This is a genomic window from Rhizobium sp. AG207R, assembly GCF_027109195.1.
GTDB lineage: Bacteria > Pseudomonadota > Alphaproteobacteria > Rhizobiales > Rhizobiaceae > Rhizobium > Rhizobium dioscoreae.
The window spans coordinates 357848-381403 of sequence record NZ_JAEPVT010000005.1 but is presented as its reverse complement, the minus strand read 5'-3'; the positions used below and the strand labels follow the sequence as shown (position 1 = coordinate 381403).

Annotated in this window: 25 protein-coding genes; 23 read left to right on the top strand and 2 right to left on the bottom strand. The window is 60.2% G+C overall.

Annotated elements, in window-relative coordinates:
* The first annotated feature begins 76 nt into the window (after positions 1–76).
* The 6 genes from JJQ51_RS14305 to JJQ51_RS14280 all read left to right on the top strand — a co-directional run bounded on the left by JJQ51_RS14305 (position 77) and on the right by JJQ51_RS14280 (position 4495).
* Positions 77–931, top strand: coding sequence for an ABC transporter permease (locus JJQ51_RS14305; RefSeq protein ID WP_113350758.1), 855 nt, complete (start codon positions 77–79; stop codon positions 929–931).
* Positions 928–1728 (top strand): ABC transporter permease, encoded by an 801-nt coding sequence (locus tag JJQ51_RS14300; protein ID WP_113350759.1) that lies wholly within the window; start codon positions 928–930, stop codon positions 1726–1728. The genes JJQ51_RS14305 and JJQ51_RS14300 overlap by 4 nt, the downstream gene beginning before the upstream one ends.
* Positions 1729–1801: 73 nt before the next feature.
* On the top strand, positions 1802–2011 hold the full coding sequence (locus tag JJQ51_RS14295) for a hypothetical protein (RefSeq protein ID WP_069610151.1): 210 nt from the start codon (positions 1802–1804) through the stop codon (positions 2009–2011).
* The gene (locus tag JJQ51_RS14290; protein ID WP_162748758.1) at positions 2012–2188 is read left to right on the top strand and encodes a hypothetical protein; all 177 of its coding nucleotides are present in this window, start codon (positions 2012–2014) and stop codon (positions 2186–2188) included.
* A gap of 148 nt (positions 2189–2336) precedes the next feature.
* The gene (locus JJQ51_RS14285) at positions 2337–2759 is read left to right on the top strand and encodes a TadE/TadG family type IV pilus assembly protein (protein ID WP_113329452.1); all 423 of its coding nucleotides are present in this window, start codon (positions 2337–2339) and stop codon (positions 2757–2759) included.
* On the top strand, positions 2759–4495 hold the full coding sequence (locus JJQ51_RS14280; RefSeq protein WP_145634830.1) for a pilus assembly protein TadG-related protein: 1737 nt from the start codon (positions 2759–2761) through the stop codon (positions 4493–4495). The genes JJQ51_RS14285 and JJQ51_RS14280 overlap by 1 nt, the downstream gene beginning before the upstream one ends.
* An 84-nt stretch (positions 4496–4579) precedes the next feature.
* Here JJQ51_RS14280 and JJQ51_RS14275 read toward each other — a convergent pair whose 3' ends face one another.
* Entirely contained in the window at positions 4580–5488 is a 909-nt protein-coding gene (locus JJQ51_RS14275; RefSeq protein ID WP_113329450.1) for a LysR family transcriptional regulator, read from the bottom strand.
* Between the two features lie 259 nt (positions 5489–5747).
* Here JJQ51_RS14275 and JJQ51_RS14270 point away from each other — a divergent pair, with 259 nt between their 5' ends.
* From JJQ51_RS14270 to JJQ51_RS14250, 5 genes are read left to right on the top strand one after another with little or no spacing between them, the layout of a single operon-like run.
* A complete protein-coding gene (locus JJQ51_RS14270; protein WP_145634827.1) occupies positions 5748–6554 on the top strand; it encodes a 5-oxoprolinase subunit PxpA in 807 nt (268 codons plus the stop codon).
* Positions 6541–6783 carry an acetyl-CoA carboxylase gene (locus tag JJQ51_RS14265; protein WP_145634824.1) on the top strand — a complete coding sequence of 81 codons (243 nt, stop codon included), beginning with the start codon at positions 6541–6543 and terminating at the stop codon, positions 6781–6783. The genes JJQ51_RS14270 and JJQ51_RS14265 overlap by 14 nt, the downstream gene beginning before the upstream one ends.
* Positions 6780–8165 carry an acetyl-CoA carboxylase biotin carboxylase subunit gene (locus tag JJQ51_RS14260; protein ID WP_145634821.1) on the top strand — a complete coding sequence of 462 codons (1386 nt, stop codon included), beginning with the start codon at positions 6780–6782 and terminating at the stop codon, positions 8163–8165. The genes JJQ51_RS14265 and JJQ51_RS14260 overlap by 4 nt, the downstream gene beginning before the upstream one ends.
* Positions 8165–9040, top strand: coding sequence for a 5-oxoprolinase subunit B family protein (locus JJQ51_RS14255; RefSeq protein WP_145634818.1), 876 nt, complete (start codon positions 8165–8167; stop codon positions 9038–9040). The genes JJQ51_RS14260 and JJQ51_RS14255 overlap by 1 nt, the downstream gene beginning before the upstream one ends.
* Positions 9030–10001, top strand: a complete 972-nt coding sequence (locus JJQ51_RS14250; RefSeq protein WP_145634815.1) for a biotin-dependent carboxyltransferase family protein — start codon at positions 9030–9032, stop codon at positions 9999–10001. Before JJQ51_RS14255 ends, JJQ51_RS14250 begins: the two co-directional genes overlap by 11 nt.
* 75 nt (positions 10002–10076) lie before the next feature.
* Here JJQ51_RS14250 and JJQ51_RS14245 read toward each other — a convergent pair whose 3' ends face one another.
* Positions 10077–11087 (bottom strand): GntR family transcriptional regulator, encoded by a 1011-nt coding sequence (locus JJQ51_RS14245; protein ID WP_145634812.1) that lies wholly within the window; start codon positions 11085–11087, stop codon positions 10077–10079.
* A 553-nt stretch (positions 11088–11640) separates the two neighbouring features.
* Here JJQ51_RS14245 and JJQ51_RS14240 point away from each other — a divergent pair.
* The 12 genes from JJQ51_RS14240 to JJQ51_RS14185 all read left to right on the top strand — a co-directional run bounded on the left by JJQ51_RS14240 (position 11641) and on the right by JJQ51_RS14185 (position 23504).
* Positions 11641–12714, top strand: a complete 1074-nt coding sequence (locus JJQ51_RS14240; RefSeq protein ID WP_145634809.1) for an ABC transporter ATP-binding protein — start codon at positions 11641–11643, stop codon at positions 12712–12714.
* A 48-nt stretch (positions 12715–12762) separates the two neighbouring features.
* Positions 12763–13662, top strand: a complete 900-nt coding sequence (locus JJQ51_RS14235; RefSeq protein WP_145634806.1) for an ABC transporter permease — start codon at positions 12763–12765, stop codon at positions 13660–13662.
* Between the two features lie 2 nt (positions 13663–13664).
* Positions 13665–14510: an ABC transporter permease gene (locus JJQ51_RS14230; RefSeq protein ID WP_113350768.1), complete on the top strand. Its 846-nt coding sequence runs from the start codon at positions 13665–13667 to the stop codon at positions 14508–14510.
* A complete protein-coding gene (locus JJQ51_RS14225; protein WP_113350769.1) occupies positions 14510–15262 on the top strand; it encodes an SDR family NAD(P)-dependent oxidoreductase in 753 nt (250 codons plus the stop codon). The genes JJQ51_RS14230 and JJQ51_RS14225 overlap by 1 nt, the downstream gene beginning before the upstream one ends.
* 13 nt (positions 15263–15275) lie before the next feature.
* On the top strand, positions 15276–16043 hold the full coding sequence (locus tag JJQ51_RS14220) for an SDR family NAD(P)-dependent oxidoreductase (protein WP_113350770.1): 768 nt from the start codon (positions 15276–15278) through the stop codon (positions 16041–16043).
* A gap of 99 nt (positions 16044–16142) precedes the next feature.
* Positions 16143–17375, top strand: a complete 1233-nt coding sequence (locus JJQ51_RS14215; protein WP_113329440.1) for an ABC transporter substrate-binding protein — start codon at positions 16143–16145, stop codon at positions 17373–17375.
* Between the two features lie 78 nt (positions 17376–17453).
* Positions 17454–18557: an ABC transporter ATP-binding protein gene (locus JJQ51_RS14210; protein ID WP_113350771.1), complete on the top strand. Its 1104-nt coding sequence runs from the start codon at positions 17454–17456 to the stop codon at positions 18555–18557.
* A gap of 32 nt (positions 18558–18589) precedes the next feature.
* Positions 18590–19471: a polysaccharide deacetylase family protein gene (locus tag JJQ51_RS14205; protein ID WP_113350772.1), complete on the top strand. Its 882-nt coding sequence runs from the start codon at positions 18590–18592 to the stop codon at positions 19469–19471.
* Positions 19472–19516: 45 nt separating this feature from the next.
* A complete protein-coding gene (locus tag JJQ51_RS14200) occupies positions 19517–19849 on the top strand; it encodes a hypothetical protein (RefSeq protein WP_113350773.1) in 333 nt (110 codons plus the stop codon).
* Positions 19839–20888, top strand: coding sequence for a CobW family GTP-binding protein (locus JJQ51_RS14195; RefSeq protein ID WP_113350774.1), 1050 nt, complete (start codon positions 19839–19841; stop codon positions 20886–20888). The genes JJQ51_RS14200 and JJQ51_RS14195 overlap by 11 nt, the downstream gene beginning before the upstream one ends.
* Before the next feature lie 16 nt (positions 20889–20904).
* On the top strand, positions 20905–22122 hold the full coding sequence (locus JJQ51_RS14190; RefSeq protein ID WP_113350775.1) for an ABC transporter substrate-binding protein: 1218 nt from the start codon (positions 20905–20907) through the stop codon (positions 22120–22122).
* A 17-nt stretch (positions 22123–22139) separates the two neighbouring features.
* Positions 22140–23504 carry an amidase gene (locus tag JJQ51_RS14185; protein ID WP_113350776.1) on the top strand — a complete coding sequence of 455 codons (1365 nt, stop codon included), beginning with the start codon at positions 22140–22142 and terminating at the stop codon, positions 23502–23504.
* Positions 23505–23556: the final 52 nt, after the last annotated feature.

The following is a 23556-nucleotide window of genomic DNA, read 5'->3' as shown; positions in this document are numbered from 1 at the left end:
GGGGCTGGCGTATCTGCCGAGGGAGAGGCCGGCCCCGAGCCGATAGGATCAACGCCGAGAGAAGGAGGGTTAGACGATGAAAACACCAGTTCTATTGCTTGCTGCTCCGCTCGCGGCGATCATCCTGCTCGGCCTTGCGCCGCTCGTTCTTGTCGTGGTCTGGAGCTTCTGCGCCTGGGATTCCGCCACCTACTGGATCAAGCCGGAATTCAGCCTCGCTGCCTATGGCGCCATTCTGGAGGCCGGGCGCTGGAGCGTGTTCCTGTCCACCCTTGGCAAGGCGTTTCTGACATCGGCTATCTGCCTCGTCATCGCTTATCCCACCGCCTATGCGATGTATTTCCTGGCGGGCCGCACCCTGTCTGTGGTGCTTGCGGCCCTGCTTACGATCCCGTTTTTCACGTCCTATCTCATTCGCTCCTTCTCCTGGCGCTTGCTGCTCGGCCGCACCGGTGTCATCAACACGCTCCTTCAGCAGGCCGGCATCACGGATGCGCCGCTCGACTGGCTGCTGTTCAGCGATTTTGCTGTCATCGTCGGACTGATCGCCTCCTACCTGCCGTTCGCAACCTTCCCCATCCTGCTTTCCATGCGCCGTGTCGATCCGATCGCGCTGGCGGCGTCGCGCGATCTCGGTGCCGGATTCTGGACGATGGTCCGCACGGTATTGCTGCCGCTGACCTATTCCGGCGTCTTCGCCGGCTTCCTGTTCGTCTTCGTCATGGTTGCCGGCTCCTCGACGGAGGTGCAGATGCTCGGCGGCGCTGGCGCTTCAATCGTCTCGGTGATGATCAACGACGTCATGCGCGTCGCCAATTTTCCGCTCGCCTTTGCGATTTCGACGCTGATGCTCGCCATCGTCTTTGGGCTGGTGCTGATCGGGGATGCCCTGTTCGGCCTCTCCTCACTATTCGAGGAGCGAGGCCAATGATCGTCAGAGAAGGAGCGACCCCGCGCATCGTCATTTGGGCGCTGACCATCTTCGGCCTCATAGTGATCTATGCGCCGCCGCTTTACCTGCTCGGTGTCTCGTTCAATCCTGCACTGCAGCCGGGGCTGCCGCATTTCTCCGACATCACCCTGAAATGGTACCTTGCACTCGGCTCCGAAAGCGCGCTCGTCGCCGCGCTCGGCCAGTCGATCGTCATTGCGCTTGCGACGGCTTTCATTGCGACGCTGCTGTCGCTCGGCGCGGCGCTGGCGCATCGCGAGCTTCATCGCGGACGCAGCCTGTGGTTTTTGACTGTGCTGCTACCGATGTTCGTACCGGGCGTCATCCAGGGGCTGGCGTTATCGACGGTGATCAGCCGCGCCGGCGTGAAGGCATCGGCTTTGACTGTCATTGCCGGCCATCTTTTATGGGCAATGCCCTTTGCCTTCATCGTCATCCTGACGAGCTTTGCCGCGGTCAAGCGGACCTATCTGATGGCGGCGGACGATCTCGGTGCCGGCCGCTTCCGGCAGTTTTGGGATATTACCCTGCCATTGATCCGGCCGGGTCTCGTCAGCGCCTTCATCTTTTCGTTCCTGCTGTCCCTTAACGAATTCACGCGCGCCTTCTATCTGGCAGGCCGCCAGAACACCTTGCCGGTCGTGCTGTTCGGCAAGATGAATGCCGGTGCGTCGCCGACAATCTATGCGATGTCCGGCGCTATCTTCCTTGTTTCCAGCGTCTGCGTGGTGGCCGTGGCACTGCGTTCGCTGCTCATGCAACGCCGAGTGGGGTGATCGATATGCAAATAGGACTGACAAGTCGCAAGTTCCGCCCGCCCTTAGACCTCCATCAACGGGAGTATAGAGGATGAAACAAGAGTCGAAACTGATGGCGCTGATCCGCGCGGGAAAGAGGCAGGAGGCACTTGACATGGTCGAGCGGCTGAAGGCGGCGACGCAATTGCTGCCGACGTCTATCAAGGTGGATCGGACAGGCGCCGTCACCTATTACAAAGGAAACTGCCGTTTCGTGAGAAACATTCAGGGCGGCTGGGATCTGGTGCCGAAGAAGAAGTAGATGTCTGCTGTTGATCGGGGCATCCAACAGGCCAGCGCTGTCGAAGGTGCGGCGCGGGCGAGACGCAGCGGTTGGAAAGGACAGATTTCCATCGACTGCAAATGGAAGGTCATGGTGCCAATATTCTGGCAAGCTTTTCATGCTCGGAATTTTGCCAAGACAGCTATTCCCCAGTGAAATAATGATTTGGTTAAGTATTCGGTATCTTTAAGATGTAAATAATATTAGAAAATATCTTATTTAGAAATATAAAATTAACATCCGAAGCCTAAGGTCTCCTCGACTGTCATCGCGCAGATGAAGGTCGATTGAAGGAGACAGGACCATGTATCGTGTTTCTCATTTCAACAGGGAGAAAGAGGGCGCTGCAGCAGTTGAATTCGCTCTCATCGCGCCGCTTTTTTTCCTTCTGCTTCTCACGCTGGTTGCCTTTGCCATCTATCTTACCGCCGCTCATTCGCTGCAGCAATTGACGGCCGACGCTGCCCGCACGGCAATCGCCGGGTTGTCGGCGGACGAGCGAAGCCAGCTGGTTCAAAGCTTCGTCACCAATTCGACGATCAACGACGCTTTCATCGACAAGAGCAAGTTGACGATAACCGTCGCCACCGACCCGACCAATGTCAATCAATTCACGGTCAGCGCCAGCTATGACGCGTCGGCTCTTCCGATCTGGAACCTCTATACCTTTGCGATGCCGGATCAAACCATCCGCCGCTATTCGACCATCCGGCTCGGAGGTCTCTGATGCAGCGGCTTCTCGGTCGGCTCGCTTCTCTGCGGGACAGGCGAGGAAACGTCGCCATCACGACTGCGCTCGTCTCGCCCCTCATCCTCTATTGCCTTGGCCTCGGCATCGATTACGGCATGATGACGCTGCAGCAACGGCGCCTGCAGCAATTGAGCGACATCGGCGCGATATCGGCTGCTTCCGATATCGCAAATGCGCGGACTGCGCTTCTGAACAATCTCCAGAGCAATGGCACGACCGCGGCAGTTGCCTCGGGCAGCAACTATATGACGAGCAACGGGCTCGTCACCGCAGCTGCGGCCAACTCCGGTCAATATGAGACCATGGCCAATCTGGTCCTCGGCACCTACACGGCAGATACATCGATCCCGCTTGCAAACCGCTTCTCCTCTACGGGAACCTCGCCGTATGATTCCGTTAAGGTGACATTGACCCAAAAGGCGGTGATGCCTTTCGCTTCCGCCTTTGCCACGCCGCCGACCTTGAGCGCGACGGGCACCGCGTCCAGCGAGCGCCTGGCTGCCTTTTCGGTGGGATCGCGGCTTGCGAGCCTCAATGGCGGTATTCTGAACCAGCTCCTTGGCACGTTGCTAGGGACGCAAATCTCTCTGAAAGTCGCCGATTATCAGTCGCTTGTCAGCGCGAATGTCAATCTTCTGAGCTTTCTCAATCTGCTGGCTACGGATCTCAAGCTTACTGGCGTGAGCTATAACGAGCTTCTGGCAACTGACGTCACCTATGACAAGATTCTCGGCGCTCTTGGCAAGTCGACCAATCTTTCGACCGGAGTCGTCACCCTCATCAACAATCTCGGCAAGACGCTTGCCACAACGAAGCTGACCGTCAAGCTGCAGGATATCGTGAATCTCGGTCCGTTGGGGAGCAATGTCGTCGGCACCTCCCCCAATCTGACGGCCACCATGAACGTGCTGGATCTGATCTCGGCGACCGCAATGGCTGCCAACCAGCAAAAGCAGATCGCGATCGATCTCGGGGCCGCTCTGCCAGGCGTCGCGACGGCGAAGCTGACGCTGGCGATCGGGGAAATGTCCCAGCAGACGCCGGCCCTTGCCGTGGGCGCTCCGGGCACGATCGTTCGTACGCCGCAAGTCCGTGCCGCGCTCGAAGTCGCCGTCACCGGCCTGTCGCTGATCGCCGGGTTGAAGCTCAGGGTTCCCCTCTATATCGAGCTTGCTCCCGCGGAAGCCAAGCTTGCCTCGATCACCTGTGTCGGCGGTTCCATGCCAAACGCGGTCGTCGGGATAGACGCCGTGCCCGGTGTTGCCGAGGTAGATCTTGGTGACGTCAATACGTCTGCTTTCGTAAACTTCGGCTCTGAGCCGCGGGTAACGCCGGCTGCGATCATCGATTCCCTTCTTCTCAAAGTGATTGCGAGTGCGCAGGTCGATATCGCCAATATGAGCCCGACACGATTGAACTTTCAGCCGTCGGAGATCTCGGCAGGTACAATCAAGACGGTTTCCACCAGTACAGTCCTCACGTCCACGGTCTCGTCGCTTCTGAAAAACGCGACGATCACTATCCAATTGCTCATCTTGACCATTGGAACGCCGTCGGGAGTGCTTTCAGCCGTTGCCGATACGCTGTCGGTCGTGACCGCGCCCCTCGATCAGGTTCTGTACGGCCTACTCGGCCTTCTCGGGCTTGGTATTGGTCAAGCCGACGTGAGCGTTACTGACGCAAGATGCACGCAGCCGGTGCTGGTACAGTAATGGCTTCGCGGTGCGTATGGTCGAGCCGCACGCTCTAAATCCAGTTGTGCCTCGAACGAGGGGCTGGATTGCCAACCGATCGGATCAGGAATTCGTACCCGGCAGGCTGTAGGCCTGCTGGAAATAACGCCTGAAGGCAAGCATGGGCTGGCTGAACTCGACATTGGCTCGCCACGCGAGTCCCACATCCATGGGCGGAACCGGGTCTTGTATGTTCACGGTCTCGATGCGTCTTCCCTCCAGCGACCAGGGGCGATGCACCATGTCCGACAAAATAGCGACGCCGAGGCCGTTCGCCACCATCGATCTGACGGCTTCGATCGAACTGGTCCGCAGGAGCACCTTTGGTTGATAGGGGCTTCGGCTCCAGTAGCGCAGCGAAGAATGTGCCGCCTCATCGACCGTCAGCATGATGTAGGGTTCCTCGGCGATTTCACGCAGACCGATGCCGTCGCGACGCTGCAGCTCGTGGCCGGCCGGCAGCCAGAGACGTCTGACCGAACTCAGAAGCGTCTCGGTCATCAGCATCGGATTGAGGATGTTCGAGGTCAGCAAGACCGAAATGTCGTAGCGGTTGGTCAGCAAGCCTTCCTCGATTGACTCGCGATTGACCTCGTAGAGCTGGATTTTCAGCTTCGGATAGAGGCGGCGGATACGCTCGATATGCATCGGCAGGAAATAGCCGATAACGGTATAGGTCGCGGCAACGACAAGCTCGCCTTCGATGTCGCTGCTGACGAGGTTGAGATGGGTCGCCTCGTCGACTTTGGCCAGAATTTCATAGGCATGGGACAGGAATTGCCGGCCTGCCGTGGTTAGATCCATACCCTGTGGCGTGCGGTTGAACAGAGAGACGCCGACGGTAAGTTCGAGATCCTTGATCGCCGCAGTGACGGCGGATTGGGAGATCGACAGGCTGACGGCCGCGTGCGAGATTTGTCCATATTCCGCCGTCGCGACGAAGTAGCGAAGCTGCCGCAGGCTCAAGCTCATGATGTTCTTCCTATCTATTTATCTGAAAACACCAGCTGCGATTCAGATTTCATGGATCTAAAACGAGCTGATTTTCGACAAAAGCGTGCGCAATTTTAATATGTAATTGATACTACAAGATATTTCTTGACGCAATTTTAAGCATAGATATCAGTTTATCAGATATCATGCCTTTGAAAATTGTATTTTTCAAAGGCGGCCTTTGCCTCTAGCGTTCACATATCGGTCCCGGTTGGGGCGCAGGTGCGAGGGAAGGCATTTGAAGGAAGTTGTCGATATCAATTGCGACATGGGGGAGGCCTTCGGCCGATGGCGGATCGGCGATGCGCATGACGAGGAGCTTATCTCACTCGTCAGTTCGGCCAATATTGCCACCGGGTTTCACGCCGGCGATCCCAATCTCATGGACGAGACCGTGCGGCTGGCAGCCGCCCACGGCGTCGGCGTCGGTGCTCATCCCGGCTACAATGACCTCCAGGGCTTCGGGCGGCGCAAGATCAACGGTACTAGCCGCGAGATCGTCAACGATCTGATCTATCAGGTCGGTGCGCTGCGCGAGTTCGCCAGACGCTATGGCGTGCCCGTGCAGCATGTGAAGCCGCATGGCGCTCTCTATATGGAATTGGCGGCGAACGCCGATCTCTCGCAGATATTCATACAATATATGCGCACCGTGGCGCCGAATATGTTCGTCTTCTGCATGGACGGGTCGGCCACTTGCCTTGCTGCTGAAGAGGCGGGCCAGCCTGTCGTGCGCGAGTTCTACGCCGATCGCGATTATGGCGATACGGGCTGGATCGTCTTTACCAGGGATGTCGGTCGCCCCGACCCCAAGGCAATTGCCCGCAAGGTCGTGAGAGCCTGCACCGAAGGCGTCGTGCGGACCGTCAACGGTGCGGATATTCCGATCGTCTTCGATTCTATCTGTTTTCATTCCGATACTTTGGGTGCGCTCGATATCGTGCGCCACATGCGCGAAGCGCTCATTGCCGAGGGTATCAGGATTGCACCCGTTTCACAGATTTTGAACAGCGACGCAGCGCGGAGGTCCCATGAACAAGCTTGAGATCAGATCACCCCTTCCGGGAACCTTCTATCGGGCTTCCTCTCCGGACACGCCTCCCTTCAAGGTCGATGGCGACGCCGTTGTGGCCAGCGATACGATCGGTCTCATCGAGGTCATGAAAACCTTCCAGCAGATCCCTGCTGGGCTCGATGGCAAGAACATCACCTTTCTCGTCGATAATGAAGAGCCCGTCATGGCCGGCCAGATCATAGCGGAGGTGGATCCATGACCATCCGCTCGGTCCTCATTGCCAATCGCGGCGAGATCGCCGTCAGGATCATAAAGGCCGCCAAAGCGCTCGGCATACGCACCGTGCAGGTGCATAGTGCCGCTGATGCCGACATGCTGGCGGTCAAGCTTGCGGACGAGGCAATCGATATCGGCTCGCCGGCCCCGAAGAGATCCTACCTGAACATCGAAGCCATCCTTTCGGCGGCGCGGTCGGCGGGCGTGGATGCCGTTCATCCGGGCTATGGGTTTCTGTCCGAAAACGGAGATTTCGCCGATGCCGTCGAGGCTGCGGGCATGATCTTCATCGGGCCGAGCGGCGAAGCCATTCGATTGCTTGGCGACAAGGTGGCAGCCCGCGAGATTGCGAAACGGGCCGGCGTTCCGACAGTACCGGGAAGTGATGGTCGCGTGGCAGATATTGCGGCTGCAGAGGCGATTGCCGAACGCATCGGCTTTCCCGTCATGATCAAGGCGGCCGCCGGCGGCGGTGGACGTGGCATACGTATCGTGCAGTCGCTCACTGAGCTCAGGGAGCAGTTTCCGCTTGCCTCTGCAGAGGCGGCGGCCGCTTTCGGCGATGGCGGCCTCTACATGGAGAAGGTCGTCACCCGCGCCCGCCATATCGAGGTGCAGATTTTCGGCGACGGACGGAATTTCGTCCATTGCTTCGAACGTGAGTGCTCGCTGCAACGTCGCCGTCAGAAGGTGTGGGAGGAAGCGCAGGCCTCCACGCTGCCCGATGACATCAGGCAGCGCCTTTGCGCCAGCGCCGTCGCCCTTGCGGCGGAAGTCGGTTATCGTGGCGCAGGCACCGTCGAATATCTCTACGACGAGGATAGCAGGCAGTTCTATTTCATCGAAGTGAATACCCGCATCCAGGTCGAACATCCGGTGACCGAAATGATTACCGGCATCGATCTGGTGCAGGAGATGTTCAAGGTGGCCGGCGGTGCTTCCTTGTCACTGACGCAATCCGATATCCGGACGCGCGGTCACGCCATAGAGTGCCGGATCAATGCCGAAGACTCGGCCAGAGGCTTTCTGCCGGCGCCCGGCACTGTGACGCGGCTCTCGATTCCGGAAGGCGAAGGCATCCGCTTCGATACAATGCTCTACGCCGGCTATACCGTGCCGCCCTTCTACGATTCCCTGCTTGGCAAGCTCATCGTCTGGGCCGAGGATCGCGATGCCTGCCTCGACAGGTTGGTCGCCGCCCTTTCCAGTCTGACGATCGAAGGCTTGCCGACGACGATCCCTCTGCACCTCGCGCTCGCCCGCGATCCATCCGTGCGCAAGGGGGCATTCCACACGCGTTTTCTCGAAACCTGGCTGGAGACCGATTTTGCCGCGGTTGACGGCGTATCGGCGGAGGTTGCCTGATGCCAGCTCGCTTTACGTTCGGAGGTGACGAGCATCTCTTCGTCGAATGCAGCGACGAGATGTCCCTCGAAGCCTTCTTCAAGAGCCTGTCTATGGCCAAGGGGGTGCGCGAGAGCGCCATCAAAGGTGTCACCGAAATTTGCCCTGCCAACGCCTCCTTTCAGATCAAGTTCGATCCCGACATAATCAAGCCGGACGATCTCCTGCGCGAGGTCAAGGCGATCGAGGGTACTGCCGAAAAGGCCGATCCCGTCATTACCACCCGCATCGTCGAAATCCCTGTTTTCTACAATGATCCCTGGACGCATGAGACGCTGATGCGCTTCCGCGAGCGGCATCAGGAGCCGACGGGGACCGATCTCGACTACGCTGCCAGGATCAATGGCTATGATGCGGTCGAGGACTTCATTTCGGCTCATGCCGGCTCGCCCTGGTTCGTTTCGATGGTCGGCTTCGTTGCCGGCCTGCCGTTCATGTATCAGATGGTGGAGCGGCAGCGGCAGATCGAGGTGCCGAAATATCTGCGCCCGCGAACCGACACGCCACGGTTGACGGTGGGACACGGCGGCTGCTTCGGCTGCATCTATTCGGTGCGCGGGGCCGGCGGCTATCAGATGTTCGGCATCACGCCGATGCCGATCTTCGACCCCAAGCAAACGACGAGCTATCTCCGCGATTTCATGGTGTTCTTCCGTCCGGGCGACATCGTGAAGTTCCGGCCGATCGAGCGCGACGGATACGACCAGGCGGTCGAGGATGTCGACAAGGGCCGCTTCGCTCCGCCGATCCGCGAGGTCAAATTCGATCTCAGGCAATACCAGGCCGATATCGACGGCTACAACGCCAGGTTGGAGGGCGCGCTGCATGGCCATTAAGGTTCTTCATCACGGCCTTTCCACCACGATTCAGGATCTCGGACGGCCCGGCTATTTCCATCTCGGCATTCCCGTGGGCGGCGCCATGGACCGTTACGCCATGCGGGCGGCAAATCTTCTCGTCGGCAATGATGAGGGTGCGGCCGGGCTCGAAGCCGTCTTCATGGGGCCTAAGCTCGAATTTCTCGACGATGCCCTGATTGCGGTTACCGGCGCCGACATGCCCGTCAGGATCGATGACGAGCTGCAGCCGGGATGGACGGCACTCAAGGTCAGGGCAGGGCAGACCGTAAGCTTCGACTTTCTGAGGTCCGGGGCGCGGATCTGCATTGCGGTGTCGGGCGGCATCGATGTTCCCGAAGCGCTGGGCAGCCGGTCGACCTATGTGATCGGCGCCCTCGGCGGCCTGAATGGTAAGGCTATCGCTGCCGGAGATGAGCTTCCCGTTGGCTCCGGTTCCATGAAGAACGAGGGGCTATCCATTGCCGAGGAGCTGCGCCGCAAGCCCGGTACCCCGGCGGAGCTCCGGGTTCTGCCGGGGCTCTATTGGGATCGGTTGACAGAGCAAACGAAGAGCAACTTCTTTGCCGACCAATGGAAGGTTGCGCCGGAGGCCGATCGCATGGGGTATCGCTTCCGCGGCGGTCGCAAGCTCGAATTCGTCGAGCGCAAGCAGCCTTTCGGTGCAGGCTCGGATCCGTCGAATATCGTTGACAGCTGCTATCCATATGGCTCGATCCAGGTGCCGGGCGGAACGGAGCCGATCATCCTGCATCGCGATGCCGTCTCCGGCGGCGGCTATTTCATGCTGGGAACGGTGATCTCCGCCGACATGGATCTGATCGCGCAACTGCAGCCGCATACGCCGACGCAATTCGTGGAGGTCACCATGGATCAGGCGCTGGCGGCCCGGGCGGACCGGCAGGCATTGCTTGCGCGCCTTCGTGCTGCTCTGGCGTAAGGGATCAAGCGGATGGCTGCTCCTTCGATCCCGCGTTTCCGACACAGATCGAATAGGTTAGGGCGTGCCTGCATCTCACTCGAGAACGCGGGTGAGATAAGCAGCCGTCACGCCGGGACCGGGGACGATCGCGACGATCTTCATCTGTGCGATCGTGCGGTCGACGGAGGCTTCGAGATGGTTTTCCATCATCGCCGCCGCCGCCTTGACGGCGCCCCGCAGAAGCAGTTCCGCGATCAGGCGGAGCTCCGTGATGATGGCAGGATCTCCGGGCAGCCCGAGGCGCCGCAGCAATCGCTCCGTCGCCGTGACGGGCAGCAGGTTATTGCGGATGGATTCCTTCAGCCGCTCGTTCGGCGTCGCAAGGATGCAGATGTCGATGAAGTCGGCATGGATAGCTTCCAGCGCCGCAAGATGATCCGCCGGTTCGTGCCGTTCGAGATCGGAAAGGCGCAGAAACAAATCGTTCAACCGCTCCCGGTCGACGCGGCTGGCTCCCGCGACAAGCGCCTGCGGTTCCAGCATACCACGCAGGCCGTAATGATCCTTGATCATCTGCGCCGTCAGCGGGCCGGCGATCCAGTGGGACGATTGGTTCTTGCGCACGAGGCCACGCTCGCGCAGGCGCGTCAGCACATCGCGGACGACGGTGCGGCTGACGTTGAAATGGTCGGCGAGCTCGATCTCGATAATGCGGTACTGGCCGAAGACGACGCAGCCGGCGACATCGGCCTCGACGGTATTGTAGATGCGTTCCCAGGAGGCGCGGCTCTGCAAGGCTTCGTCTGCGTGGCGCGGGATGGTCAGGCCGAGGGTCTTGATATCGGTGCGCTTCGGCTCGATGCCTTGTCCGGCGGGGCCGACGAGATAGCCGCGTCCGTTGAAGCGATGCACCAGACCTTCGCTCTCCAGCGTCTGCAGCGCCCTCTGCACGGGCGCGCGCGAAATCTGCAGGATATCGGCGATCGGCCCTTCGAGCAGCACCACGCCCTGCGGCAGCGTGTTGTCCTCGATATTGCCACGCAGAACATCCTCGGCGATCTCGTAGCGCTTTTGCGCATTGGGGCGCGCACGGTTTTCGGTCATCTGGTGCAATGGACTCACGTCGTTCTGATACCTCACTCTTACGCGTTTTGTAATTCTAACATAGCGCAAAAATAAATGACTATTGAATACAAAATATGTTTTTGCGCTCGAGTGCGATGAATCTCTTTTCGCTGGTTGCTGACCCATAGCGCCGCGATTGGCGCTATTTTCCGAATGTTATCCGGGTGCGGCGCGTCACGCTTTGGCGCCCGTAACGGCTGCGTTGATGCCAATTCTACGCGGAGGCGAGGGTGCTCGCCAGCGTCGCGGCCTTCCGCCGGTCGCCCTCGTTTGACTTGTGTTTCTGGGTTCGGCATTTTCACGAAAAAGTCTATTGAATACAAAAATCATTTATGTAATGCTCTCAACATCAAGGTGCTCGTCAGAAGCGCCGCAGGCGGAACTCTTTGAAACGCCAAGGAACATCTCTTTGACGCGCATGTGATCATGCGCGAACGCAGGCAGACGTCTGAAGGTCCGGATACTTGTGATCCGGGCGAAGGCGGAGCTCTGCCCGAAGGATGGTCCTTGCCTTGAAACTGGTGGGAATTCGGTGTCGACCGTTCTTCAGCTTAGTCAAGTCACCAAGTCCTATGGCGCGGCGCCCGCGCTGGACAGGATAGATTTCTCTTTGCCCGACAATGCGTATATCTCGCTGCTAGGCCCCAGCGGCTCCGGCAAGACGACACTGCTGCGCGTCATTGCCGGCTTCGAGGAGCCGGATGCCGGCTCGATCCTCTTCCATGGCAAACGGCTCGATGGCGTCGAGCCGCATGATCGCGGCATCGGCTTCGTCTTTCAGAACTTCGCTCTGTTTCCGCATCTTTCCGTTGCCGAGAACGTTGCCTTCGGCCTGCGCAATCGCAGGGTCGATCCGGTGACGGATGCGCGCATCCTGGCAAAGCGCGTTCAGGACATGCTGTCGCTGGTCGGTCTCAAGGGATTTGACGACCGCGCCGTGACGCAGATTTCAGGTGGTCAGCGCCAGCGCGTCGCCCTGGCACGTACACTGGTGACGGAGCCGAAGATGGTGCTGCTGGACGAACCGCTCGGTGCGCTTGACGCCAATCTGCGCGGCCGTATGCGCAGCGAGCTCAAGATCATCCGCGAGCGCTGCGGCGTAACCTTCCTGCATGTTACGGGCAGCGAGAGCGAAGCTTTGGCGATGGGAGATCTCGTGCTCGTGCTCGATCGCGGCCGCATCGCGCAGGCCGCCGCCTCGGATGTGGTCTACAACAGCCCGGCAACGGCCTCGGTCGCCCGCTTTCTCAATTGCTACAATCTCTTTGCCGGCAATGTCGTCGAGGATGCTTTTGTCGGACCGGCCGGCCGCTTCCCTCTGAATGGATCGCGCCGAAAAGCGCCGCAGCCGGCTTATGCGATCCGCTACGACCGCGTTTCGATCCGCTCCCGCGATGCGGTGCTCTCGGATGGCGAAGTGCGCATCGAGGCGGATTTCATCGCCAGCGAATATTCCGGTGCGGCGGTCAACTCCTTCTTTGCGCTCGATGGCGGCCACGTCTTCGAGGTCGAATCTCATCTGAGCCATGCCCGCCCGCCCGCCTTTGTCGAAAAGGATCGCTATGCGCTCGTCTGGAAGAAGGAGGATGCCCTTGTCTTCGGCTGATGTGACTTTTTCCAACCCTTCCGCCGGACCCCCCAAGGAGAGCGAGAGATGACCATGGTCGCGACATCAGAGGAAGCCGTGCAGGAAGGCGCAACCGTGCGCCGGAAATCGAATAAGACACTCTTGCTTCTGGCGCCGGGCATGATCTGGATGGTGGCCTTCCTCGTCCTGCCGATGCTGATGATGGTCTATGTTTCCTTCTGGACACAGACAACCTTCAAGATCGAGCCGACGCTAACATTGCAGAGCTGGGTCGCCTTCCTGACGAGCCCCACCTATCTCGGCGCGCTCTGGACGACGATCCGCATCTGGTTGCTGGTGCTGGTATCGACGCTTGTCGTCGGCTATCCGGCGGCGCTCTTCGTCGGGCTTCTCATCAAGAACAAGACGCTGCAGACGGTGTTGCTCGTGCTCTGCGTCATCCCGTTCTGGACGTCCTTCCTGATCCGCGTGCTTGCCTGGCGGCCGATGCTCGGCACCGAGGGCGCCATCAACATGATCCTGATGAAGCTCGGCATCGTGCAGCAGCCGATAGAGGTGCTGCTGTTTTCGGAGCTGTCCGTGATCATCGGCATGACACAGATCTATTGCGTCTTCATGGTCGGGCCGATCGCCTTCATGATGGGTCGCATCGACGCCTCCGTCATCGAGGCGGCGCAGGATCTCGGTGCCGGCTTCTGGCGCATCTTCCGCACCATCATCCTGCCGTTGTCCATGCCGGGCGTGGTGGTCGGCGCGATCTTCGTCTCCGTCATGGTTCTCGGTGAATTCGCAACGTCCGCTGCCCTGTCCGGCCGCAAGGTCAATCTGCTCGGCAATATCATCGTCACCCAGGTCGGCTCGCTGAAATGGGCCTTTGCCGCAGTCGCCGGCGTTGTGCTGACGATCATCATGGGTGCTGTCGTCGCAGCGCTGCTCAAGGTCGTCGACCTCAGAAAGGAGCTCTGATCATGAATGCCGGCGGCATCAAGCTTGGCCTGGGTGTCTATACGACCCTCTTTTTGATCTTCCTCTACGGACCGCTCGCGGTCCTGGCGATCCTGTCGTTCCAGACCGGTCCAGAGGGCGGTCCGCAATTTCCGATCATCGAATGGTCGACCTACTGGTATCGGCATCTCTTCGGTCTCACGCCGCCGTCGCGCATCGCACCGTTGCCGATCGATCAGGCGCTGATCCGCTCGCTTTTTCTGGCGCTGATGACCATGATCGTCTCGACCGTGCTCGGCGTCATGTCCGCCCAGGCCTTTCGCCGCAAGTTCCGCGGCTCGGGCGTCGCCTTCTATCTGATCGTTCTCGGCATGATGGTGCCGGGCGTGCTTGTCGGCCTCGGCATGGCGCTTGTCGCCAATGCCTTCGGCATCGATCGTCACTGGTGGAGCACGGCCTTCGTCCTGCACGTCGTCTACACCTTCCCCTTTGCTTTCCTCGTCATGCTCGCCATCTTCAACAGGTTCGATCCGAGCATGGAGGAGGCCTCATGGTCGCTCGGCGTCACGCCGGCACGCACCTTCCGCAAGGTCACTTTTCCGCTGATCTTCCCGGGCGTGCTTTCGGCCATGCTCTTTGCCTTCACGCTCTCCTATGATGAGTTCTCGCGCACCCTGTTTGCTTCCGGCCGCGAGCTGACGCTGCCGCTTGCCATCTACGGCACCTTCTCCGTCGAGGTGCATCCGAACGTTTTCGCTTTCGGGGTGCTGACCACGCTGTTTTCCTTCGCGCTTCTCGGCACCTACGCGATCCTGATGGGTCTGTCGGTTAGGCGCGCCAAGCGCGTCCGCATCCAGGAGGACGCGTGATGGCTGAGAAGGTTTCCGTTCCGATCTCTGCCATCGTCACCGGCGCCGGCTCGGGTATTGGTCGAGCTATCGCCCTTCGCCTGGCCACCGACGGCTATGCTGTTCTGGTCAACGACCTCTCGGGCGACCGGGCCGAGACTGTTGCCTCGGAAATCACCAAGGCGGGCGGTGTGGCAACCGCGATCGCCGGCGACGTAGCACGGCCCGAGGATGTGGCGACTATCCATGCGGCTGCCAAGGCCTCGCACGGCGACGTCGCCCTTCTCGTCAACAATGCCGGTATTGCGCATCAGGCAGCATTCGAAAACCTCGAGCTTGAGGATTTCGACCGGATGTTTGCGGTGCATGTGCGCGGCACCTTCCTGATGACCAAGGCCGTCATGCCGTCGATGCTGGCGCGAGGCGAGGGCGTCATCGTCAACGTCGCCTCCCAGCTCGGGCAGATCGGCGGTGTCGAGCTGGTCCACTATTCCGGCGCCAAGGCGGCGATCATCGGCATGACCAAGGCACTCGCCCGCGAGGTTTCGAGCTGCGGAGTGCGCGTCAACGCCGTAGCGCCGGGGCCGATCAACACGCCGCTGGTGCGGGGTCTTTCCGAAGAATGGCGCGAACGTAAGAAGCGCGAACTGCCGCTCGGCCGCTTCGGCGAACCGGAAGAGGTGGCGGCGACCGTGGCGTTTCTGGCGTCGCCGGCAGCGAGCCTTTTCGTCGGCCAGACCCTTGGGCCGAATTCCGGCGATGTGATGCTCTGAAGGAGACAAGCAGATGGATAGTTTGGAAAAGCGGATCGTCATCGTCACAGGCGCGGGCATCGGTATCGGCCAAGCGACAGCAAAGGCGTTTGCAGCGCTCGGTGACCATGTCGTCGTCACCGATATCCTCGAAAAGGAAGGTGAGGAGACCGTCCGCGACATCCTCACCAGCGGCGGCTCTGCCGAATTCCATCTCTACGACGTCCGCTCGACGGAGGCCGCCAACCGGCTTGTCGCCAATGTCGAGGCACGCTTCGGCAAGATCGATGTCATCGTCGCCAATGCCGGCATCGCCCATCGCACACCTCTTGAGAAGCTCACCGACGACAAATGGGACCTGACCATGGATGTCGACCTGAAGGGCATCTTCAAGCTGGTGCGTGCCGCGGTACCCGGCATGCGTGCCCGCGGATCGGGCAGTATCGTCGCGCTCTCCTCGATCATGGGCGTCGCCTATGGCTGGGACGAGCATGTCCATTATTCGGCGGCGAAATCCGGGGTCGTGGGATTGGTGCGCGGGCTCGCCGTCGAGCTGGCGAAGGACGGCATCAGGGTCAACGGCATTGCGCCGGGCTATATCCGCACAGCCCAGCTTCTTTCGGAAGAAAATTCGCTCGGCCCAGCAGGCGCGGAGAAGGCAGCCGAGTTCATTCCGATGGGCCGGTTAGGTGAAGCGGAAGACATCGCCGACGTGATCGCATTCCTCGCCTCGAAGGGCGCGAGATACATGACCGGCCAGGTTCTGGTCGTGGATGGCGGCCTCCTTGTGGGGCGGTACTGATCGCCATCGTCCCGGCAACGACTGGGTCAAGGGCGATACGGCAATGAAGCAGGCCCGCGAAGGGCACAAGGGAACAGCAATCAGCACTGGAGAACAGATATGTCCAAGATGGAAATGAACAGACGCTCTCTGTTGAAGCACTCCGCCGGCGTCATGGCGCTCGCGATTGGAGGCGGCACGCCCTTCCTGTCGTCGCGAGCGGCCTACGCCCAGGCTGCGAACCTTGCCAAGGAACAGTTGCGCACCATCGGTCTCTCGGTCACGGTCCAGGAGCGTATCCTTGATGAATTCCGCAAGGTGAGCGGCGTCGGCCAGACCTCGGGTACAGCGGCGACCTTTCCGGACGCGCAGACCAAGATCCTGTCCGGCTCCAAGGATTACGATTGCTGGGAGATCATCGGTGAGCGCTTGCCCTCGATCGTCATGACCAACAATGTCGAGCCGGTTCCGGCCGCTTCCTTGAAGAACTGGGCCAATATCCGCGATACCTTCACCACGCCTTCCGACAAGTGGGAGCCGAAGCAACAGATCGTCGGCCAGATCTGGGCCGATGATGCCAAGACCACGCTGAACATGGTGCCTGCGGTCTACAACTACGATTCCATCGGCTACAATCCGGACGTTCTCTCCGCCGAGGAAGCCAATACATGGTCGGCGATCTTCGATCCGAAGTGGAAGGGCAAATCAGGTCTCAATACCGATCCGCTGATCGCCTTCGGTCAGGCGATCATGGCCATGAACACGCTTGGCCTTCTGAACGTCAAGAATCCCGGCAATCCGAGCACGGCCGAGATCGACGAAGCGGCGAAGTTCCTCGTTTCGAAGAAGAAGGACGGGCAGTTCCGCGCTCTGTGGGGTGACTTCGGCGAGCTGGTCAATCTGATGGCATCGGGCGAGATGGTCGTCTGCGACGCCTGGCAGCCGGCTGTCATGGCGGTCAAAGCCCAGGGCAAGGCATGCAAATATGCCGTGCCGAAGGAAGGCTATCGTGGCTGGGCGATCGGCCCGTCGATGATCGCAGGCACGCCGAACAAGGAAGCCGTGATCGCCTATGCCGATTACTGGCTCTCGGGCGAGCCCGGCATCACCGTTTCGGAACAGGGCTATTATTCGCCGTCGACCAATATCCAGAAGGTCATGGCGCCGGATAAGTATGCCTTCTGGTACGAGGGCAAGCCTTGGGTCGGTGCTGCCGAGCGCGGCATCAAGGAAGGCGACCTGCGCGACGGCGGCTCGCTGGCGGAACGCGCCAAGAACGTTGCCTACTGGCACCAGTGGCCGGATGAATACGACCATCTCGTCCAGAAGTGGGATGAATTCCTCAATGCCTGATCCGATGGCTGCTGCCAGCTATCCCATGCCGCGCGAGGAGGCGATGTCCGCCTCCTCCTCCACGCCCGGAGATCTCCCATGATATATGACTTGGAACTCATCGATGTCGGCAAAGTCTATGACAATGGCACGCCCGCCGTCATCGACTTCAATCTATCGATCAGAAAGGGCGAATTCATCGCCTTCCTCGGCCCGTCGGGCTGCGGCAAGACGACGACGCTCCGTATGATCGCTGGCTTTGAAAGCATTTCCTCCGGCGACATGATGATCAAGGGCGAGCGTATGAACGATGTCAGACCGCAGAGGCGGCCGACATCGATGATCTTCCAGAACTATGCGCTGTTCCCGCATATGACCGTCCGGCGGAATGTCGGATATGGTCTTGAGGTCAAGGGCATGGCGAAGGCCGAACGAGATGTCCGGGTCGATCGTATTCTCGCGACTCTCGGGCTGGAGGATATTGCCGATCGCAAGCCGGACAAGCTTTCCGGCGGCCAGCGCCAGCGCATCGCGCTTGCCCGCGGCCTTGTCGTCGAGCCGGATGTGCTGCTTCTCGACGAGCCGCTGGGTGCTTTGGATGCCAATCTGCGCAAGGCCATCCAGAATGAGCTGAAGCTGCTGCAGAAGAAGCTCGGGGTGACCTTCGTTTTTGTCACGCATGCCCAGTCGGAGGCGCTGGCGCTGTCCGACCGCATCGTCGTCATGAACCAGGGCAGGGTGGAGCAGATCAGTCCGCCCGCTCAGCTCTACACACGCCCGAACACGCCTTTCGTGGCACAGTTTATCGGTCGCAACACCATCTTCGAAGGTGAGGTTGCCGGCACCGAGGCCGACAACACTTTTGTCTCCACCGCATTTGGCACGCTGTCGGGCTGTGCCAATGGCGGCCTCTCTAGCAAGGTCAACATCGTCATCCCCTCGGAAGCGATCGAGGTTCACGCAGCGGGCGGCTCGGCGCGCGAAAATCTCGCCCGGACCTTCGGCGGCAATGTGGTTGGCGCACGCGTCGAGCGCTTCGACGTGGTCGGCCATATCTCGCAGATCGGCATCAGCCTGCCTGATGGCCGAGGCCTGGCGCTGGAGGCGCATGTCGACAAATACCGGCCCGGCGCCTTTCCCCCAGGCGCCGAGGTCATGCTTACCTGGGATCCGGCCGATGCGACCGTCATCCCGGCTCACTGATTACAGAAACTTAAATTGAAGGAGGTCATCCCATGGCAAAGGAAATCTTGTGCAGTTTTGGCGTCGACGTCGATGCCGTCGCCGGCTGGCTCGGCTCTTATGGCGGCGAGGATTCGCCTGACGATATCTCGCGCGGCCTTTTTGCCGGTGAAGTCGGCAGTCTGCGTCTGGTGAAGCTCTTCGAACGCTTCGGCATCAAGACCACATGGTTCATTCCCGGCCACTCGATCGAGACCTTCCCGGAGCAGATGCAGGCCGTGGCCGATGCCGGCCATGAAATCGGCATCCATGGCTACAGCCATGAAAACCCGATTGCGATGACACGCGAGCAGGAGACGGAAATCCTCGATAAGTGCATCGAGCTGGTGACAAAACTTTCCGGCAAGCGCCCGACCGGTTATGTCGCCCCCTGGTGGGAATTCTCCAACGTGACGAACGAGCTGCTTCTGGAGCGCGGCATCAAGTATGATCACTCGCTGATGCATAATGACTTCACGCCCTATTATGTGCGCGTCGGTGATAGCTGGACGAAGATCGACTATTCCCGCAAGCCGTCGGACTGGATGGTACCGCTGAAACGCGGCCAGGAGACCGATCTGATCGAAATCCCGGCATCCTGGTATCTCGATGACCTGCCGCCGATGATGTTCATCAAGAAATCGCCGAACAGCCATGGCTTCGTCAATCCGCATCACATCGAGCAGATGTGGCGCGATCAGTTCGACTGGGTCTATCGCGAGATGGATTATGCCGTCTTCCCGATCACCATCCATCCCGACGTCGCCGGCCGGCCGCAGGTGCTGATGATGCTGGAGCGGCTCTATGCGCATATGGTCAAGCATCCCGGCGTCAAATTTGTCACGATGAACGAGATCGCCGACGATTTCGCAGCCCGCTTTCCGCGCAAGAAATAGCCGGCTAGGCTGAAGTATCGAAGCATCAGGTTGGAGGCGATTGCCATGTGTTCACTGTGCGGCGTGCTCGGCGGCAATGAGCACTGGACGGATGCCGCGGCACGGCCAGGCGTCTTCACCCGCAATCACGCAAGCTTCGACCGGCGGCGTGAGCGAGTCGAGCGCGTGCGTGCCGCCAACGAAATGCTTTCGGGTTTCGGTCTTGTCCTCTCCGATTGGCAGGGCGCCTCCTTCGTCCTGTCGACGCGAACAGGCAGGAGTGAGATCATCGAGGATCTCGGTCATCTCTGGCCGGCGGCCGAAAGGCTCGTCGGCCGGCCCTGTGACCCGCTCGACCCTGCTTTCGTCGCAAGGATGGAGGCTCGGCATGTCGATTGAGGCGGGCGGCTTCCTGCCGATCAATCTGCTGACAGGCTTTCTCGGTTCCGGCAAGACGACACTGCTCAAGCGCATCCTGGCGGATCCGGCCTTTGCCGATACCGCCGTGCTCATCAACGAATTCGGCGAGATTGGGCTGGACCATGATCTCGTCGAAAGCGTCGAGGGCGAGATGGTGCTGCTGCGCTCCGGCTGCGTCTGCTGCACGGTGCGTGACGACCTTGCCACAGCACTCAAGGAACTCTACTCCCGCCGCGAGCGCGGGCTGGTGCCACCATTCCGGCGCGTCATCATCGAAAGCACCGGCCTTGCCGATCCTTTCCCCGTGCTTTCGACCATCAAGGCCGATCCGGTGCTCAGGCACCATTTCTGCGCCGGCAACGTGATTACGACGGTCGATGCGGTGAACGGGCTGCGTCAGCTCGACACCTATATCGAATCCAACAGGCAGGCGGCGGTCGCGGACCGGTTGATCGTGACCAAGACGGATCTTGAGGCGGATCGTAGCGAATACGACCTCCAAGCTCGCCTTCGAACGCTCAATCCCGATGCCCCGATCCTCATCGCGGCTGATCCGCATCTCGATCTTTCCTCGCTTGTCGCGGTCCAGAGCAACGCCTCAACAAGCAGCCTTTCGCAAAGCGGCTTTTACTGCGATGAGCCGATGCAGCTCGTCTCATCGGGCGGCGCGCCGCATCAGGCCGCCATTTCTTCGATTTCGCTCGTCATAGACAGGCCTGTCGATTGGACCGCTTTCGGGCTCTGGCTGACCATGCTGCTCAATCGGCATGGCGAACGGGTGCTGCGTGTGAAGGGTATTCTCAATCTCAGCGGTGAGGAGCGCCCGGTTGCGGTTCATGGTGTCCAGCATCTGGTTCATACACCGATGCACATGGAAGGTTGGCCTTCGGAAGATCGTAACTCGCGGCTGGTCTTCATCTTGGATGGGCTCGACGGCGCGCTATTGAAACGCTCCTTCGAAGCCTTCACATTGGCGCGCGTGCCCGCCGCGTCTTACCCGATCGCTGCGGCGCGATGAGACAATTGGGATCTCCATGAACAAGCATGAGTCCGTCGCCAAAAGCATGTCTGCTCCCGCCCTGCATCTGAAGGGCCGGCCGCGCCTGCGCGTACTCGGCACAGCGATTTCACTGCTGGAGGAACTGCGCCTGCGCGCGCAGGAGGATCTCGGCATCGACGTGACATTCGACAATAACGACTTCCTGACAACGCAGTACAAGGCGGCCCGCGAGCCGGAAACCTACGATATCTACGACCAGTGCTTCCACAATCTCGATATCGTCTGGCACTGGCGCGCGATCCAGCCTGTGGACACGCAGCGCATCGTGCTCTGGGATGAGGTCAACGATCTGACGAAGACCGGCCATATCGGCCCCAACCCGCGAATGGGGCTTGGCGATGTGCCGGCGAAAAAGCTCTTCGTGCAGCCGAACCTCGCTCTCGGCGATACGCCGTCGCGCTTCATCTCGATGCTGCCGACGACGCATAATTTCGACAGCTTCGCCTATCGGACGGATCTGGCGCCGAATGGTGTTGGCATGCATTCCTGGGGCGCGCTCTTTGACGAGCGCTGGGCAGGCAGGGTGGCGCTGGTGGATGAGCCCGCCATCGGAATATTTGACGCTGCGCTCGCAGCACAGGCCGCCGGCCTCATGTCCTTCGGCGATATCGGTAATATGTCCATTCAGGAGATCGACCAGCTGATTGATCTCTTGGAGGAGCGCAAGAAAGCCGGCTTCTTCCGGGATTTCTGGAAGACCGCCGAGGATGCGGCGCGGCTGATGATCGCTGGTGAGACCAGCGTGCAGAGCATGTGGTCGCCTGGCATCGGCATCCTGAATTCGAAGGGTGTGCCGGTCGAGCAGGCCGTGCCCGCCGAAGGCTATCGCGCCTGGCATGGCGGCCTCTGCCTTTCGAAACACTTGAACGGCCGCCTGCTCGATGTCGCCTATGACTATCTGAATTGGTGGATCTCGGGATGGCCGGGTGCCGTGGTTGCACGGCAGGGCTATTACATTTCGACACCGCAGCGCTCGCGGCAGTTCATGACCCAGGCGGAATGGGATTATTGGTACGAGGGCGCTGCTGCGGCCGAGGATTTGCCCGGCCCGGATGGGCAGATCCGGATCAGAAAGGGTTCTGTGCGCAGCGGCGGATCCTATTGGCAGCGCGCCAATTGTATTGCCGTCTGGAATACGACAATGGATGAGCACAATTATCTCGTGCGCCGCTGGATGCAGCTGGTCGGCTGAGAAGGAGAGCAGGGACTATGACACAGACACATCTCGGCAAATCGATCGCCCAACTCTCGGTCCTGATCCAGTCCGGCAGTCTCGATCCGATCGCGCTGGCCGAGGAGACCCTCGATGCGATCCGGACCTACAAGGATCAGGCGATCTTCACGCGGCTGTTGGAAACGCGCGCGAAGGAAGAGGCGGCGGCTTCGTCCCGACGGCTGCGTCAGGGGCGTTCGCGCGGGCTGCTGGATGGTATTCCGGTCGCATGGAAGGATTTGTTTGCAATCGCCGGCCTGCCGACCACAGCCGGGTCGATCGTACTTGCGGATGCAAAGCCCGCGCAGGACGATGCCGAGGTCGTCAAGGCATTGAAGGCTGCGGGCATGGTGGCTGTCGGTCGGGTCAATATGAGCGAGTTCGCCTTTTCCGGCCTCGGCCTCAATCCGCATTACGGTACCCCGCTAAACCCGCGGGCGATCGATGTCGCGCGCATTCCGGGCGGTTCGTCTTCCGGTTCTGCCGTCGCGGTTGCAGCAGGTCTCGTGCCGGTTTCGATCGGCACGGATACGGGCGGTTCAGTGCGCATACCGTCTGCTTTCAACGGCCTTGTCGGCTATAAGGCAAGCCATGGTCGCTACAGCATGGACGGTGTCTTTCCACTGTCGACCAGCCTCGACTCGCTTGGGCCTTTGTGCCGCAGCGTCCAGGATGCGATCTGGGTCGATACCGCAATGCGTGGGTGCTTTGTCCCCGAGGTGGAGCGAGCCGAAGCCGCCGGGCTTTCTATCGTGGTGCCGACAAATATCGTCATGGATGATGCGCAGGATGGTGTTCTTGCAGCTTTCGAGGCGACGCTGGCGAGATTGAGCGCCGCTGGCGTTAAGATCCGGCGAGCTGCCTTTCCGGCTTTCGAAAGGCTCTTTGAGCTGATGGCTGAGTACGGGCCGTTGGTTACTGCCGAGGCCTTCGTGCTGCATCACCGCCGTCTGGCAGGACCGGAAGCCGCTTCCATGGATCGGCGTGTTGTCGCGCGGACACGCCTTGGAGAGAAGACGACACTGGTCGGCTATCTGGAAACGCTCAAAGTGCGCAAGCAACTGGTCAAGGAAGTGACTGACACGCTTGGGCCAAACGAGTTCATCGCCTATCCGACGGTTGCCCATGTTGCGCCGGCGCTTGGCCCCTTGGAGGCGGATGACGAGCTGTTCGTAAAGATCAATGGCAGAACACTGCGCAATACAGCGATCGGCAATTTCCTCGATTGGTGCGGCGTCTCCCTGCCTTGCGGCACGGGTGAAGCAGGCATGCCGGTTGGCTTCCTGCTGTCGGCGCCGAGAAACCATGACGAGCGGCTGTTGGGCGCGGCGCTGGCGTTGGAAGAGATCGTCGCGGGCTAACGTTGCGCGGCGGATTTGCCGCATCCTATCGATCCTCGCCCACTATCGCGGG